The organism is Vulcanococcus limneticus LL, assembly GCF_943369875.1.
Classification (GTDB): Bacteria; Cyanobacteriota; Cyanobacteriia; order PCC-6307; family Cyanobiaceae; genus Vulcanococcus; species Vulcanococcus limneticus_A.
Window position 1 is genome coordinate 63,752 of the sequence record NZ_CALROT020000004.1, and the last position, 14,752, is coordinate 78,503.

General features: G+C 73.6%; 14 protein-coding genes. 10 read left to right on the top strand and 4 right to left on the bottom strand.

The features are described from left to right. Positions 1 to 52 precede the first annotated feature (52 nt). The 5 genes from hpf to ACLV7J_RS06195 all read left to right on the top strand — a co-directional run bounded on the left by hpf (position 53) and on the right by ACLV7J_RS06195 (position 4,878). Positions 53 to 640, top strand: coding sequence for a ribosome hibernation-promoting factor, HPF/YfiA family (hpf, locus tag ACLV7J_RS06175; protein WP_411868237.1), 588 nt, complete (start codon positions 53 to 55; stop codon positions 638 to 640). A 90-nt stretch (positions 641 to 730) separates the two neighbouring features. Then, positions 731 to 1,444, top strand: a complete 714-nt coding sequence (deoC, locus tag ACLV7J_RS06180; protein WP_411868238.1) for a deoxyribose-phosphate aldolase — start codon at positions 731 to 733, stop codon at positions 1,442 to 1,444. Continuing rightward, entirely contained in the window at positions 1,441 to 2,271 is an 831-nt protein-coding gene (gene recO / locus ACLV7J_RS06185) for a DNA repair protein RecO (protein WP_411868239.1), read from the top strand. Before deoC ends, recO begins: the two co-directional genes overlap by 4 nt. Next, entirely contained in the window at positions 2,259 to 3,620 is a 1,362-nt protein-coding gene (locus ACLV7J_RS06190) for an MFS transporter (RefSeq protein ID WP_411868240.1), read from the top strand. The genes recO and ACLV7J_RS06190 overlap by 13 nt, the downstream gene beginning before the upstream one ends. 28 nt (positions 3,621 to 3,648) lie before the next feature. Next, on the top strand, positions 3,649 to 4,878 hold the full coding sequence (locus ACLV7J_RS06195) for a glycosyltransferase family 4 protein (RefSeq protein ID WP_411868241.1): 1,230 nt from the start codon (positions 3,649 to 3,651) through the stop codon (positions 4,876 to 4,878). A gap of 60 nt (positions 4,879 to 4,938) precedes the next feature. On the opposite strand, the gene ACLV7J_RS06200 is transcribed toward ACLV7J_RS06195, so the two are convergent. Together ACLV7J_RS06200 and pyrF are read right to left on the bottom strand one after the other, a co-directional pair. After that, positions 4,939 to 6,312 carry a lysophospholipid acyltransferase family protein gene (locus ACLV7J_RS06200; protein ID WP_411868242.1) on the bottom strand — a complete coding sequence of 458 codons (1,374 nt, stop codon included), beginning with the start codon at positions 6,310 to 6,312 and terminating at the stop codon, positions 4,939 to 4,941. A 115-nt stretch (positions 6,313 to 6,427) separates the two neighbouring features. After that, entirely contained in the window at positions 6,428 to 7,159 is a 732-nt protein-coding gene (gene pyrF, locus ACLV7J_RS06205) for an orotidine-5'-phosphate decarboxylase (protein WP_411868390.1), read from the bottom strand. Between the two features lie 240 nt (positions 7,160 to 7,399). Here pyrF and ACLV7J_RS06210 point away from each other — a divergent pair, with 240 nt between their 5' ends. Beyond that, entirely contained in the window at positions 7,400 to 9,025 is a 1,626-nt protein-coding gene (locus tag ACLV7J_RS06210) for a serine hydrolase (RefSeq protein ID WP_411868243.1), read from the top strand. A gap of 36 nt (positions 9,026 to 9,061) precedes the next feature. Here ACLV7J_RS06210 and tyrS read toward each other — a convergent pair whose 3' ends face one another. Continuing rightward, entirely contained in the window at positions 9,062 to 10,333 is a 1,272-nt protein-coding gene (tyrS, locus tag ACLV7J_RS06215; protein WP_411868244.1) for a tyrosine--tRNA ligase, read from the bottom strand. 99 nt (positions 10,334 to 10,432) lie between these two features. Further along, positions 10,433 to 10,756, bottom strand: a complete 324-nt coding sequence (locus tag ACLV7J_RS06220) for a DUF1825 family protein (RefSeq protein WP_411868245.1) — start codon at positions 10,754 to 10,756, stop codon at positions 10,433 to 10,435. Between the two features lie 205 nt (positions 10,757 to 10,961). Between ACLV7J_RS06220 and ACLV7J_RS06225 the strand changes: the two genes are divergently transcribed. The 4 genes from ACLV7J_RS06225 to ACLV7J_RS06240 all read left to right on the top strand — a co-directional run bounded on the left by ACLV7J_RS06225 (position 10,962) and on the right by ACLV7J_RS06240 (position 14,735). Then, complete coding sequence (locus tag ACLV7J_RS06225; protein WP_411868246.1) at positions 10,962 to 11,663, top strand: LuxR C-terminal-related transcriptional regulator; 702 nt, start codon at positions 10,962 to 10,964, stop codon at positions 11,661 to 11,663. Between the two features lie 47 nt (positions 11,664 to 11,710). Next, positions 11,711 to 12,421, top strand: coding sequence for a helix-hairpin-helix domain-containing protein (locus tag ACLV7J_RS06230; RefSeq protein WP_411868247.1), 711 nt, complete (start codon positions 11,711 to 11,713; stop codon positions 12,419 to 12,421). 6 nt (positions 12,422 to 12,427) lie between these two features. Next, positions 12,428 to 13,159, top strand: a complete 732-nt coding sequence (locus tag ACLV7J_RS06235) for a GIY-YIG nuclease family protein (RefSeq protein ID WP_411868248.1) — start codon at positions 12,428 to 12,430, stop codon at positions 13,157 to 13,159. Positions 13,160 to 13,244: 85 nt separating this feature from the next. After that, on the top strand, positions 13,245 to 14,735 hold the full coding sequence (locus tag ACLV7J_RS06240; protein ID WP_411868249.1) for a leucyl aminopeptidase: 1,491 nt from the start codon (positions 13,245 to 13,247) through the stop codon (positions 14,733 to 14,735). Positions 14,736 to 14,752: the final 17 nt, after the last annotated feature.

Genomic DNA, 14,752 nt, shown 5'->3' on the forward strand with positions numbered 1-14,752 from the left:
TTCACCCACCGTTCCTAGCGTTGGGGCGTCCCCGAAGCCTGGGAGCACTGGGATGAAGCTTCTGATCCACGGCCGCAATCTGGACGTGACGCCGGCCATTCACGACTACACGGAGGAGAAGCTGACGCGCGCGATCGGCAACTTCAACGGCCTGGTCAAGGAGGCCGATGTGCACCTCTCGGTGGCCCGCAATCCGCGGGTGCCGCAGCAGACCGCAGAAGTGACGGTCTTCGCCAACGGCACCGTGATCCGGGCCCAGGAGCGCAGCGAGAACCTCTACGCCAGCATCGATCTGGTGGCCGACAAGCTGACCCGCCAGCTGCGGCGCTTCAAGGACCGGCTGCAGGAGCAGCACCAGGGTCCGGTGCACCGCTCCGCCCGCGACGAGGAGGCCGGCGCCGCCACCCTGCCGCCCCCCGGAGCCAGCCTCACCGACGGCAAGGAGGCGGAACTGCCCAGCCCCGGCGTGCGCCGTAAATATTTCGCCATGCCGCCGATGAGCCTGGACGACGCCCTGCACCAGCTGGAGCTGATCGACCACGACTTCTACCTGTTCCGCGACGCCGAGAGCGGGGAGCTGCAGGTGGTGTATCACCGCAACCACGGTGGCTTCGGCGTGATCCAGGCGCGGGAATCCTGAGCGGGCCGGGGGAGACTGCCCCCACCGATCCGGCACGGCCCCCAGAGGCCGTGCCGGTCTCAGCCGGCCTTCGGCCGGTTTCCTGAGCCCGTGGCCCGCGACCTCCCCGACCTCGCCCCCCTGATCGACCACGCCCTGCTGGATCCCCACGTGGGCAGCGAGGCGATCCGGCGCTGCTGCGACGAAGCCCGCCACTTCGGCTTTGGCGGCGTGTGCGTGGCGTCACGCTGGCTGCCGGTGGCCCGTGAGCGCCTGGGCAGCAGCGGCTCCCTCACCCGGCTCGTGGGGGTGGTGGGCTTTCCCTTTGGCGCCATCCCGGCGGCCATCAAGCGGGCCGAGGCCGAATGGGCCGCCGCCGCCGGGGCGGACGAGCTGGATGTGGTGCCCGATTTCGGGGCCCTGGCCGATGGCGACAGCAGCGCTTTCTGCCAGGACCTGGCCCCGATCGTGGAGCTGGGCCTGCCGGTGAAGGTGATCCTGGAGGCCGGTCGCCTGGCCCCCGAGGCCCTGGAGCTGGCGGTGGCCGCCGCAATCGATGTGGGCGCCAGTTATCTCAAGACCGGCAGCGGCTTCGGCCCGGCCGCCAGCGTGGAGCAGGTGCGGCGGCTGCGGGAGCTGGCCCGGGGCCGGGCCGGGATCAAGGCCTCCGGCGGCATCGCCGATCTGGAGCAGGCGCTGGCCCTGGTGGAGGCCGGCGCCAGCCGCCTGGGCACCAGCCGCGGCGTGGCGCTGATGCAGGCCCTGCGCCAGGGCGGCGGCCGCACGGCGGCGGGGGCCGAATCCGGCGAGCCCCCCGCACCGTGAGCGCCGACAGCCGCCTGGAGGGGCTGGTGCTCAAGGCCGGTCCCCTGGGCGAAAGCGATCGCCTGCTCACCCTGCTCAGCGCCAGCGACGGACTGGTGCGCCTGGCGGTGCCCGGCGCCCGCAAGCCGAAGAGCTCCCTGGCGGCGGCGGTGCCCCTGGCGGTGCTGCAGCTGCAGGTGGGCGGCGGCCGCGGCCTGCGGCGGGTGCGCCAGCTGCAGGTGCGGCGCAACTTCGCCGCCCTGGCCCAGCGGCTGGAGACCCTGGCGGCGGCCCAGGGCCTGGCGGAGCTGAGCCTGCAGCTGGTGCCCGAGGGCGTCGCCGTGCCGGGCCTGCTCGACGACCTGCTGCTGCAGCTGGCGCGGCTGGAGCTGGTGGTGCAGGAGCGCAGCGACGGCGTGGAGGCCCTGGCCCTGGCGGTGCAGGGCAGCGTGCACCTGCTGGCCCTGGGGGGCTACGCCCTGCCCCTGGCCCACTGCGCCCGCAGCGGCACCCGGCTGGAGCCCCCCCTCGGCGACTGGAGCTGGCGCTGCAGCCTGATCCCCGCCGAGGGCCTGGTGCTGGGGGCCGTGGCGGGGGCCCAGCTGGTGCTGAACGCCTCGGAGCTGGCCCTGCTGCAGCGGCTGCCGCGGCCCGCCCTGCCCCGCAAGCGCGACGGCAGCCTGATGGGCCCCGTGCCGGTGTGGCTGCGGCTGCTGCAGCTGGTGGAGATCTGGGGCCGCGAGCACCTGGCCCGCTCACCCCGGGCCTGGCGCCTGGTGCGCGAGGCGATCGTGCCGGGGGGGCCTGCTGCGGCATCATCGGGGTCCGGCAACCGATGGAGCCCTTGAGCGGAACCGCCAGACCGTCCGGCTCCAGACCATCCGGCATCCAGGGGGTCCTGGCGCTGCCGGAGTTCCGCAAGCTGTGGCTCGGCCAGGTGTTCAGCCAGCTGGCGGACAAGTTTTACATCGTGTTGATGGTGTTCCTGATCGCCCAGTACTGGGTGAGCAGCACACCCCCGGCCGGCGGCGCCCTGGCGGAGGCCGCCGGCCACTTCAAGCTCGACATCGAGAGCCGCGCCCAGCTGATCACCCTGCTGGCCACGGGGATCTACGTGGCCAACACGATCCCGGCCATGCTGCTGGGCCTGGTGGCGGGGGTCTGGGCCGACCGCTGGCGCAAGCGCGAGGTGATGGTGGCCTCGAACGGCATCCGCGCCGGCCTGGCGATGCTCGTGCCCCTCTGCCTGCTGGATGGCCCCCACTGGCTGGGGCTGAGCTGGGGCTACTGGGGCCTGCTGCTGATCACCTTTCTCGAATCGGTGCTGACCCAGTTCTTCGCCCCGGCCGAACAGGCGGCGATCCCGATGCTGGTGCCGGCGCCCCAGCTGCTGGCGGCGAATTCGCTCTACCAGGCCACCAGCATGGGCGCCACGATCGTGGGCTTCGCCCTGGGCGATCCGGTGCTGCGGCTGCTGCAGAACGGCCTGGCGCGCCTGGGCATCGCCAACGGCGAATTCGTGCTGCTGCCGATCTGCTACGGCCTGGCCGCCCTGTTCATCGCCTGGATCCGGGTGGAGGAGGAGGTGAAGCCCGCCAGCACCACCAGCGTCTGGCGGGAGATCGGCGAGGGCATGCAGGTGCTGCGCGACCTGCCCAGCGTGCGCAGCTCGATGATCCACCTGGTGCTGCTCTACAGCCTGCTGGCGGCCCTCTACGTGATGTCGATCAGCCTGGCCTCGGCGATCCAGGGGCTGGGCCCCACCCGCTTCGGCACCCTGCTGGCCATGAGCGGAGCCGGCCTGGCGGTGGGGGCGGTGGCCGTGGCCCAGGTGGGCCATGGCTTCAACCGACGCGTGCTGGCCTCCGCGGGCCTGGGCACCATCGCCTGGAGCCTGGTGCTGCTGGGCCAGCTGCGGGGCAGCCTGCTGCTCACCCTCACCCTCTGCGGCGTGCTCGGCGTGGGGGCGGCCCTGCTGGCGATCCCCGCCCAGACCACGATCCAGGAGGACACCCCCGAGAGCCAGCGCGGCAAGGTGTTCGGCCTGCAGAACAACCTGATCAACATCGCCCTGAGCCTGCCCCTGGTGCTGGCCGGCACCCTGGTGAGCCGCGTCGGCCTGCTGCCGGTGCTGTGGGTCCTGGCGGCCCTGGCCCTGGTGGCGGCGCTGCTGGAGCGGCCCTGGAAACGCTGCTAGCGTTCTCTTTCGAGCGAGGCGCGGCGGCGTGGTTCACATTGCCTGGCTGGGCAAGAAATCGCCCTTCTGCGGCAACGTCACCTACGGCCTGACCATCACCGAGGCCCTCCGACGCCGCGGCCACGGCATCAGCTTCATCCACTTCGACACCCCCACCGGCTTCCCGCTGCGTCGCGACGACCACGAGCCGGAGCAGCACCCCGACCAGGGCCCGGTGTACCCGGTGGGCAGCGCCGAGGCCCCGGAGGTCGCCCTGCCCTACCTGGTGAAGTCCCAGGTGTACACGATCCCGTCGCCGGGGGCCCAGCGGGAGCTGCGCGAGTCGCTGGAGCGGCTGCGGCCGGATCTGGTGCACGCCAGCCTCACCCTCTCGCCGCTGGACTTCCTGCTGCCGGATCTGTGCCAGCAGCTGGGGCTGCCGCTGGTGGCCACCTTCCACCCGGCCTTCGATGCCAGCCTGCGCAACCTCAGCGCCGGCACCCAGCAGCTCACCTACCAGCTCTATGCCCCGTCGCTCGCCCGCTTCGACCGGGTGATCGTGTTCTCCGAGCTGCAGGCCGAGGTGCTGGCCCGGCTGGGGGTGAAGCGCAGCCGCCTGGCGGTGATCCCCAACGGCGTGGATCCGCAGCAGTGGGCCCCCGCCGGCCAGGAACCCCCGGACAGCGGCGTGGCCGCGGAGCTGGCGGCGCTGCGCCACCGCTTTGCCGGCCGGCGGGTGTTCCTCTACATGGGCCGCATCGCCACCGAGAAGAACGTGGAGGCGCTGCTGCGGGCCTGGCGGCTCGTGCAGCCCCAGGGCTGCGTGCTGGTGGTGGTGGGCGACGGCCCGCTGCGGCCCTCGCTGCAGCAGGCCATCGGCGCCGAGGACCAGGTGATCTGGTGGGGCTACGAGCCCGAGCGGGCCCGGCGGCTGGCGCTGCTGCAGCTGGCGGAGGTGTTCCTGCTGCCCTCCCTGGTGGAGGGCCTCAGCCTGGCGCTGCTGGAGGCCATGGCCAGCGGCACCGCCTGCGTGGCCACCGATGCCGGCGCCGACGGCGAGGTGCTGGAGGGCGGGGCCGGCATCGTGATCAGCACCCAGGGCGTCACCACCCAGCTGCGCACCCTGCTGCCGGTGCTGCGGGACCAGCCGGTGCTGACCGCCGAGCTGGGGCGCCGTGCCCGCGCGCGGGTGCTGGAGCGCTACACCCTCACGCGCAACATCGACGCCCTTGAGCAGCTCTACGCCGAGCTGGTGCCCACGGTCACGGTTGCGGCCTGAACGGTCCCGGTCGCGGCCTGAGCGGCCCACCGGGATCGGCGCCGGCCAGGCCGGTGCCCGTCAGGCTGTGGCCGCCAAGCCGATGGCGGCCTCCAGGCTGGCCCCCAGCTCCGCTGTCAGGCCCTCCACCGCCCCGCGCCGGTTCTGCTGGTAGCCAGCGAAGCGCTCCGACACGGCGATCGGATCGCCCACCGTGATGCGGGCCAGCAGCGGCCCGAGGTCGGGCACGGCGGCACCGCTTGGCCCCTGGATCCATGCCACCGCCCGCCAGAGGATCTGCAGCACCTCGGCGTAGCGATCCGGGCTGGGGTTCTCGGCCACGTAGGAGCCGCTGAGGGAGGCGAAGTGCTCCACCAGCCGCATGTGGCCCATGCGCAGGGCCGCCTCGCCGGCACTCCAGTCCGCCAGGCTGCGGGCCACGGGCGAGAGCCCATCGAGGTCGGCGCGGTAGATGCGCTCCCAGCCGGCCTGCTCGATGCGGCGACAGCGCTCCTGCAGGTTGCCCTTCGCCAGCAGCCCGAACTGGCCCTCCGCCACCGCCAGGGCGGCGTGGCGCAGGCGATCGATCCGCTCCAGGAACGGCCGCTCCCGCTCAGGACGCACGCCGTGGGCCTCGCGGTAGAAGTCCTCCAGCAGGGCCAGCAGCCGCTCGGCGATGGCGATCAGCCGGCCGTAGCGCCGATCCCCCAGCGCCGCTTGCGCCGGTGCAGCGGAGGTGTCCGCGTCGGTGGGGACCTGCAGATCCAGCCGCTCCTCCAGACCCGCCAGCAGGGCATCGATCCCCTGCCAGCGCGGCCGGAGCAGGCTGTAGCGCAGCCCCACCGGCACGATCCACACCTGCTCGCTGCGCCCCTCGGCGGCCAGGTCCTCGCAGCACCAGAAGGCCATCTGGGCCAGGCCCGGCTCCAGGGGGCTGAGCAGTTCGCCGTGGTGGTTGGTGGCCCCCTCGGGCGCGATCGCCAGGGGGAAGGGGCCGTGGGCGAACAGGTCGCGGGCGGTCTTGAGGGCGAGGCGATCCAGCTTGCCCCGCTGGATGGGAATGCCGCCGAGGTGGCAGAGCAGCCAGCCGGCCAGGGGGCCGGCCCAGAGGGGAATGCCGCGGTCGTAGAGGAACTGGCTGTGGACGGTGCCCGGCAGGCGGATGCCGGCCCGGCGGGCGGCGCGGGGCACGCCGCACCACAGCAGCTGGGCCATCAGCAGCGGATCCAGGGTGCTGGGGTGGCGGAAGGCCAGCAGCAGCCGGGCCCGGCCGGCCTGCTGCTCGGCCAGCAGGGCCGCCAGGCGCTCGGCGCCGCGGCTCTCGGTGCGGTGGATGCGGCGGCAGAGCAGCAGCAGCGGCAATGCCGCCTGGGCCAGGCGCCGCAGCCAGGGGGTGTAGTCCGGCGGAATGAACCGCAGCGAAGGCTGGGCCGTCTGGATCGGCAGGCGGGGCATCGCGGCGCGGCAACAGGGCTGCCTACAGCTTCTCCACGAATTCCGATTTGAGCGACATCGCGCCGATGCCCGCAACCCTGCAGCCAGAGCCGGTGCCCCAGGGCCGGCCGAGCGCTCAGCCCTCCAGCTCGGCGCAGCAGGCCGCAAAGGCCGCCGCCGGATCCGCCGCCGCCGTGATCGGTCGCCCGATCACCAGCTGGCTGGAGCCCGCCGCCACGGCCTGGGCGGGGGTGAGCACCCGCTGCTGATCGCCGCGATCGGCCCCCGCCGGCCGGATGCCCGGCGTCACCAGGGCGAAGGGATGGGGATGGGCGGCGCGCAGGGCCGCCACCTCGAGGGGCGAGCACACGGCCCCGCCGATCCCCGAGGCCGCCGCCAGCTGCGCCAGGCGGGGCACGTAGGTCTGCAGCGGCTCCTCGATGGCCAGCTCGGCGGCGAAGCGCAGCGGATCCCAGCTGGTGAGCACCGTCACCGCCAGCAGGGTGGGCGCCGGCAGGCCGGAGTCCGCAGCGGCCTGCACCGCGGCGGCCTGGGCCGCCGCCAGGGCCTCGCGGCCCGCACAGGCATGCACCGTGATCAGCTCGGCCCCGAGCCGGGCCGCGCTGCGGCAGGCGCCGGCCATGGTGGCGGGGATGTCGTGGAACTTGAGGTCGAGGAACACCCGCAGCCCCCGCTGGCGCAGCTCCCGCACCACCGCAGGGCCGCCGGCCCCGAACAGCTCCAGCCCCACCTTCACCCAGCGCAGCTCGGGAATGGCGGCGGCGAAGGCCAGGGCCCGCTCGGGATCCATGCCGTCGAGAGCCACGATGATCCGCTCGGCCCCTGCGATGGCCGCCGACTGGGTGATGGGGGCCGCCGGCCCGGACAGGTCGCGTTCGCTCACCGGACTGGCCCCGTTCTGGGTGGCCAGGATAGGAAGCGCCGCCGCAGCTCCCGGCAGAGCGGACTGCTGGAACGGACCAGGCGAGGGGACCAGGCGCGGAGGGCGACACCTGGTGAGGGGCCGCAGCGGGCGCAGCCTGGCGGGGAAGCCGCGGCGGGCGAATCCCAGGGCCGTTCCTAGGCTCCCGGCAGCGGCAGGGCTTCGATGGCGGCACGCACCACCGCACGGCGGCAGGGCCGGCAGGAGCACCGGGCCACTCGGGTCCCCCCGGCCGCCCGGGCCAGCCTGGCCCTGCTCACCGGCGCCGGCCTCAGCCTGGCGGCCCTCCACGGCCCGGCCGCCCGGGCGGCCGATGGCCCCCAGCCGCCGCCGATCCAGGTCACCCCCGCCCGGCTGCAGAGCGCCCTGGCCCAGCTGGACGGCCTGGCCGAAGACCTGCTGAAGCGCAGCGGCGTGCCGGGGATGGCCGTGGTGGTGGTGCACAACGACCGGGTCGTGTACCTGCGTGGCTTCGGGGTGCTGGAGGCGGGCCAGCCGGCGCCGGTGGACGGCGACACGGTGTTCCAGCTGGCCTCGCTCTCCAAGCCCATCGCCAGCACGGTGGTGGCAGCCCTGGTGGGCGACGGCCGCGTGGGCTGGGACGACCCGGTGCTGCGCACCCTGCCGGAGGCCCGCATCGGCCCTCCGGCGATCGCCGGCAGCGTGACCCTGCGGGACCTGCTCTCGCACCGCAGCGGCCTGCCGGACCACGCCGGCGACCACCTGGAGGACATCGGCTTCGATCGGGACACGATCCTGCGGCGGCTGCGCCTGATCCCGATCGGCAACCGCTTCCGATCCGTCTACAACTACACCAACTTCGGCTTCACGGCCGGCGCCGTGGCGGCCGCCCGGACGACGGCTCAGGACTGGGAGACGCTCTCGGCCCAGCGGCTCTACCGGCCCCTGGGCATGACCCGCACCACCTCCCGCTTCAGCGAGCTGATGGCGATGGCCAACCGCGCCCGGCCCCACGTGCGCGAGGACGGCCGCTGGGTGGCCCGCTACCAGCGCGATCCCCAGGCCCAGGCACCGGCCGGTGGTGTGAGCGCGTCGGCCCGCGACCTGGGCCAGTGGCTGCGGCTGCAGCTGGCCGGTGGCCGGATCGATGGGCGCCAGCTGGTGGCAGCCGAGGCCCTGGGCGAGACCCATCGCCCCCAGATGATCAGCACCCCGCCGAAGAATCCCAGCCAGGACCATGCCGGGCTCTACGGGCTCGGCTGGGGGGTGGGCTACACCGACCGCGGCGAGGTGCAGCTGAGTCATTCGGGCGCCTTCAACCTCGGCGCCTCCACCGCCGTGTACCTGCTGCCGCAGGAGAAGCTGGGGATCGTGGCCCTCACCAACGGCCAGCCGGTGGGCCTGCCCGAGAGCCTGGCCCTGAGCGTCCTGGACCTCGCCAGCCGCGGCGCGATCCGGCAGGACTACTTCCCGGCGCTGAACCAGGTGTTCCAGGCCATGAGCAACCAGGACTACCCCCAGGTGGTGACGCCGGCCGCACCGGTCCGGGCCCTGGCGCCCCAGGCCTATGCGGGCCGCTACCGCAACGGCTACGTGGGCCCGATCACCGTGCGGCAGCAGGGGCAGGCCCTGGAGCTGGAGCTGGGTCCGGCGCCGCTGCGCTTCCCCCTCACCCACGTGAGCGGTCACACCTTCCGCTACCAGCCGGTGGGCGAGAACGCCTTTGGCCCCAGCGCCGTGGTGTTCACGGTGGGGGCAGGTGGCCGCGCCACGGGCGTGCGCCTCGACAACCTCAACCTCGACGGGATGGGGACGTTCCAGCGGGACTGAGGGCAGCCCGGCGGTCCGGCCCAGAACTCCCCGCCCTCAGGCGCTCACCAGCCGCCGGAAGGTCTTCTTGCCGAGCTGCAGCACCTTGCCCTCCAGGGCGGCCGCCGTGGCGAACTCCTGGTTGGGATCGGTGAGCTTCTCGCCGTCGAGCTTCACACCACCCCCCTGGATCTGGCGACGCGCCTCGCTGCTGCTGGCGCAGATCCCCACGGCACTGAGCAGATAGAAGGCCTTGGCGGGGAAATTCACCGCCGCCAGCGAGGCCTCCGGCACCTCCGCATCCGCCGCTCCGCTGCCGGCGGCGCCGGCCACGAGCTTCGCCGCATCGGCCTGGGCCGCCTCAGCCGCGGCCACGCCATGGCGCTGGCGGGTGATCTCCAGGGCCATCGCCTTCTGCCGCTCCCGCGGGTTCACGGGCAGGGCCGCCAGCTCCAGGTCGGTCAGCAGGGTGAGGTACTCCTCCACCGCCGCATCGGGCACCTTCTCGAGCTTGGAGTACATCGAGAGGGGGTCCTCCGTGAGGCCCACGGTGTTGCCCAGGCTCTTGCTCATCTTCTGCACGCCGTCCAGGCCCGGCAGGATCGGCAGCAGCATCCCGAACTGGGGCCGCTGGCCGAAGTGGCGCTGCAGGTCGCGGCCCATGGCCACGTTGAACTTCTGGTCGGTGCCGCCCAGCTCCACATCGGCGCGCACCTGCACCGAGTCGTAGCCCTGCAGCAGCGGGTAGAGGAACTCGTGCAGGGAGATCGGCGTGCCGGAGCCGTAGCGGTTGGCGAAATCCTCCTTGGCGAGCATCTGGCCCACCGTGGAGGTGCCCAGCAGCTCGATCACCTGGGGCAGATCCAGGCCGGCCAGCCACTCACTGTTGCGGCGCACCTCCAGGCGACCGGGGGTCTGGAAATCCAGCAGGGCGTGGGCCGGATCCTGGCCCAGGCCCAGCTGCACCAGATAGGTCTCGGCGTTGGCCTCCACCTGGGCGGCACTGAGCTGCACCCGGGTGGCGCTCTTGCCGGTGGGATCGCCGATGCGGGCGGTGAAGTCGCCGATGATCAGCACGGCGGTGTGGCCCGCGTCCTGGAAGGCCCGCAGCTTGCGGAACAGGATCGAGTGGCCCAGGTGGATGTCGGAGCCGGTGGGATCGATGCCGAGCTTCACCCGCAGGGGGCGGCCAGTGCGCTCGGCTTGCACCAGGCGGGCCGCCAGCTGCTGGTCGGGATCCGCCGCCGACTCCGCTGCAGCCCCGGCCGGGAACAGATCAGCGACGCCCCGCTCGAGCCAGTCCGGTAGCGCCCACGTGCCCATGGCCATCTCCTGCGCCGCGTCTGGCAATCGCTGCGGATCGTACGCAGAGGCCCTCCCCAGGCCGGCCAGGTCCGCTCTGGGGAGGGTCAGGTCAGGGAGCGTGGCTCAGCCCTGCTTCTCCAGTTCCCCCCGCATCCGCTCCAGGGTGCGGTGCATCTGCTCGAACATCTGCTCGGGCGTCATGCCGAACTGGCTCAGCTGGGTGCGCAGCTGCTCCACCGTGAGCTTGGCCTGGAAGTCATCGGAGAGCTCGAAGCGCTTCATGAACACGCGGTAGCGGTCCATCAGCTCCTCCATCCGCTCGATGAACAGCTTCTTGCCCTCGCGATCGAACTTGCCGTACTCGCCGCCCAGCTGCATCAGCTGCTGGTAATCGGTGAACAGCCGCTTGGCCTCGTCCTGGACGATCTCGGATTCGAAGAAGGCCATCGGAGCCGGGCGGCGCGCAGGGGCGCTTGGGGATTGGCCTCGATTGTGCTGGCCGCCACGGGGGCGTGGCGAGTGCGGAGGCCCGTATTGACCGGGATGGGGATGCCCCACGGCCGCAGACGATCAGCGTCGCCGTTGCCTGAAGACCGTGGCACCCAGCCGGCCCCGTGGACAGTCTGGGGACTGCGCTGACGACCCGATCGGCATGGACTACACCCCGCTGCTGGAGCAGCTGCACCGCAACACCCTGGAGAGCCAGGCGCTGCTGCGGGAGAGCCGCCTGGTGCTCTGCCTGGGCAGTCGTCTCACCCTCACCGTCATCAGCAGCAACTTCGCCCGCCCCGGCCAGGTGGTGGGGGCGGGCACCACCGAGGCCGAGGGCCTGGTCCAGGTGCGGCGGCACCGGCCCGACGTGCTGATCTGCAGCGACCAGCTGGAGCAGGGCTGCGGCGTGGCGCTGGTGCTGGCCGTCAAACAGCACGATCCCGAGCAGCGCACCCTGCTGATCGTGGGCAACCCGCGGCGCCGGGCGCGGATCCGGGCCGCCATCCGCGCCGGCTGCGAGGGGATCTGCCTGGAGTCGCGCCTCGGCCTGGGCGATGGGGCCGGCGCGGTGCGGGCGGTCTGCAACGGCGGCGTGTACCTCGACCGGGAGCTGCGCAGCCTGTTCGCCCATCCCGAGCTGGATGGCCTGCACCAGGACGGCCCCCGCGAGGACCTCAGCCCGCGGGAGCTGGCCGTGCTGGCCCAGGCCACCGATGGCCACAGCAACGCCGAGATCGCCAGCCAGCTCTACGTGACGGCCGAAACGGTCAAGACCCACATGGGCCGGGTGATGACCAAGCTGGGCGCCCGCAACCGCACCCACGCCGCGGCGCTGGGGATCCGGCTGGGCTTGGTGGAGTGAGGCCGCCCTCGGTAAGGTCGGGCGTCCCTGAGCGCGCCCCAGCCGCCATGGCCAAGGGCCACTGGTTGGATCCCCTTGCCCGCAGCCTGCTGGAGGCCGCCGGGCAGCTGGCGCCGCGGGCCAGGCCCCCCGGCCAGGCCGACCCCCAGCCCGCCGAAGCCAAGCCCAGCGAGCCCCTGCAGCCGGAGGCCCTTGCTCAGGAGCAGATTGAGCAGGAGCTGCTGGCCCTCAAGCTGCGCCAGAACCCGGCCCGGCGCCTGACGTCCGCGGAGGAGGTGCGCCATGCCGCCGCCCTGGGCTGGCGCCTCGATGTGAACCGCGCCACCGCCGCCGACTGGCTGCGGCTGCCCGGCCTGCAGCCGGCCCAGGTGGATCTGCTGCTGCGGCTGCAGGCCGGCGGCGTGCAGCTCAGCAGCCCGGACGACCTGCAGCGCCTGCTGGAGCTCGATGGCGCCCTGCTGCGCAGCTGGGAGCCGCTGCTGCTGTTCCGCTGGTATGGCGATGGAGCCCCGGCCGCCGCCCGAGCCCAGGCGGTGGATCTGAACCGGGCCAGCGCGGCGGAGCTGCAGCAGCGGCTGCCGGAGCTGGCGGGGCCCCGCTGCCAGCGGCTGCTGCGCGAGCGCCAGCGGGAGCCCTTCGCCCATCTGGCGGACCTGCAGGAGCGGCTGCAGCTGCCGCCGGCGGTGGTGGAACAGCTGATCGGCCGGGTGCGCTTCGGCAAGGGCCCCGCCGGTCCCGAGCTGCCGCGCTCCGCCTGAGGGCCGATGACACCCGCTCGCCAGCCCCGCCAGGGCAGCCTGTTCGGCCCGGACCTGGGCCACGGCTCCGGCCTGGATGGCCCCGGCCGCGCCGCGGACCCAGCCCGCCCAGCGGCCGGGGCCGAGGCGCTGCCGCTGCAGCAGCGGCAGCTGCGCGACTGGCAGCAGCGGCTGGCCGCTGTCCAGGCTCCGCTGTTCGCGGCGGCGGCCGGGGCTACGGACGCCGGGCCCGCCAGCCAGGGCAGCCTCTGGTCCACCGGATCGCCCGCGGCCGATGCCGGTTGGGCCGCGGCCGCTGGCCGCCCGGCCGGCGGCGGTGCCACGGACGACCTCGAGCGCCTGGCCGCCGGCCTGGACCCCCTGGCGCTGGCCGCCCAGCACCTGCAGTTCTGGCGCTGGCCCAGCGCCCCCCAGGCGGGCGCCGCCCTCTATTTCGTGCTCGATCGGCCGCCCCACCTGGAGGAGCAGCCGCTGCTGCTCTACGTGGGCGAGACGGGCCAAGCCGATCGCCGCTGGAAGGGCGAGCACGACTGCAAGAGCTACCTGGCGGCCTACGGCGAAGCGCTGCAGCGGGCCCAGCTCAGCTGCCAGCTCTCGATCCGCTTCTGGAGCGATGCCCCGGCGGCCGTGAAGCCCCGCCGCGCCCTGGAGCAGGCCCTGATCCAGCGCTGGCTGCCCCCCTTCAACAAGGAGACCCGGGCCCGCTGGGCCACCCCCTTCACCGCCGACCTGGACTGAGCCGGCGCGGCCTGGCCCCAGGCCCCTCCCGGCCGGCGCCGCCCCAGCCAGCAGACCTACGATCGCGCCCACCCGCCAGGTCCCGATGGAGTTCCGCTGCAGCCCGTCCACCGCCCGCGACTGGAGCGGCGACGTTCTGGCGGTGGGCCTGTTCGGCGGCGAGGGCGCCCTGGCCGCAGCCCAGCGCGGCGCGCTGGAGACCCGCTTCGGGGCCGCCCTGGGCGAACGGCTGCAGCAGCGCCCGTTCAAGGCCAAACCCGGCGAGAGCGTGAGCTTCGAGCTGCTGGGCCAGAACCCCCGCACCCTGGTGTTGGTGGGCCTGGGCGATCCGGCCGACCTCAGCCTCGATGGCCTGCGCGCCGCTGCCGCCGCCGCGGCCAAGGCGGCCCTGGCCGCCGGCGGCGGGGAGCTGGGGCTGGCCCTGCCCCTGGAGGGCCTGGAGGCCGGCGCCGCGGCGGCCGCCATCGCCGAGGCGGTGCGCCTCAGCCTCTTTGCCGACCAGCGCTTCAAGAGCGAAAGCGAACCCCGCCAGCTGCCCAGCGGCGTGACCCTGCTGGACCAGCCGGAAGCCAGCGCAGCCGCCCTGGCCGGGGTGGCGGCGGTGTGCGCCGGCGTGGAGCTGGCCCGGGAGCTGGTGGCCGCGCCCCCCAACGTGGTGACCCCCCAGGGCCTGGCCGACACGGCCGCCGCCATCGCCCGGGACTTCGGCCTGGACCTGCAGGTGCTGGAGCGCGACGACTGCGCGGCCCTGGGCATGGGGGCCTATCTGGCGGTGGCCCAGGGCTCGGATCTGCCCCCCAAATTCATTCACCTCACCTACAGGCCCGCGGCCGGCGCGGAGCGGCGCCTGGTGCTGGTGGGCAAGGGCCTCACCTTTGATTCCGGCGGCTACAACCTCAAGACCGCCGGCTCCCAGATCGAGATGATGAAGTACGACATGGGCGGCAGCGCGGCGGTGCTGGGGGCCATGCGGACCATCGCCGAACTGCAGCCGGCGGGGGTGGAGGTGCACGCGATCGTGGCCGCCTGCGAAAACATGATCAGCGGCAACGCCATCCACCCGGGCGCCATCGTCACCGCCTCGAACGGCAAGACGATCGAGATCAACAACACCGACGCCGAGGGGCGCCTCACCCTGGCCGATGCCCTGGTGTACGCCAGCAAGCTCGAACCCGACGCCCTGGTGGACCTCGCCACCCTCACCGGCGCCTGCGTGATCGCCCTGGGCGAGGAGATCGCCGGCCTCTGGTCGCCCAGCGACGGCCTGGCCGAGGCCCTGGTGGGCGCCGGGGAGCGGGGTGGTGAGGCCCTGTGGCGGATGCCCCTGCGGGCCTCCTACAAGGACGGCCTCAAGAGCGGCGTGGCCGACCTCAAGAACACCGGCCCCCGCCCCGGCGGCTCGATCACGGCGGCCCTGTTCCTGCGGGACTTCGTGGCCAAGGACATCCCCTGGGCCCACCTGGACATCGCCGGCACCGTCTGGAGCGACAAGGGCCGCGGGCTGGATCCGGCCGGCGCCACCGGCTTCGGGGTGCGCACCCTGGTGAACTGGGTGCTTCAGGGCGGCCCCGCCTAGGGTGGGCGCGCCCCGAC

Excerpts from the sequence above, each read along its gene's own strand:
- hpf (WP_411868237.1), top strand. The coding sequence starts at position 53 with ATGAAGCTTCTGATCCACGGCCGCAATCTGGACGTGACGCCGGCCATT.
- ACLV7J_RS06190 (WP_411868240.1), top strand. The coding sequence starts at position 2,259 with ATGGAGCCCTTGAGCGGAACCGCCAGACCGTCCGGCTCCAGACCATCC.
- ACLV7J_RS06200 (WP_411868242.1), bottom strand. The coding sequence starts at position 6,312 with ATGCCCCGCCTGCCGATCCAGACGGCCCAGCCTTCGCTGCGGTTCATT.
- ACLV7J_RS06210 (WP_411868243.1), top strand. The coding sequence starts at position 7,400 with ATGGCGGCACGCACCACCGCACGGCGGCAGGGCCGGCAGGAGCACCGG.
- tyrS (WP_411868244.1), bottom strand. The coding sequence starts at position 10,333 with ATGGCCATGGGCACGTGGGCGCTACCGGACTGGCTCGAGCGGGGCGTC.
- ACLV7J_RS06220 (WP_411868245.1), bottom strand. The coding sequence starts at position 10,756 with ATGGCCTTCTTCGAATCCGAGATCGTCCAGGACGAGGCCAAGCGGCTG.
- ACLV7J_RS06225 (WP_411868246.1), top strand. The coding sequence starts at position 10,962 with ATGGACTACACCCCGCTGCTGGAGCAGCTGCACCGCAACACCCTGGAG.
- ACLV7J_RS06230 (WP_411868247.1), top strand. The coding sequence starts at position 11,711 with ATGGCCAAGGGCCACTGGTTGGATCCCCTTGCCCGCAGCCTGCTGGAG.
- ACLV7J_RS06235 (WP_411868248.1), top strand. The coding sequence starts at position 12,428 with ATGACACCCGCTCGCCAGCCCCGCCAGGGCAGCCTGTTCGGCCCGGAC.
- ACLV7J_RS06240 (WP_411868249.1), top strand. The coding sequence starts at position 13,245 with ATGGAGTTCCGCTGCAGCCCGTCCACCGCCCGCGACTGGAGCGGCGAC.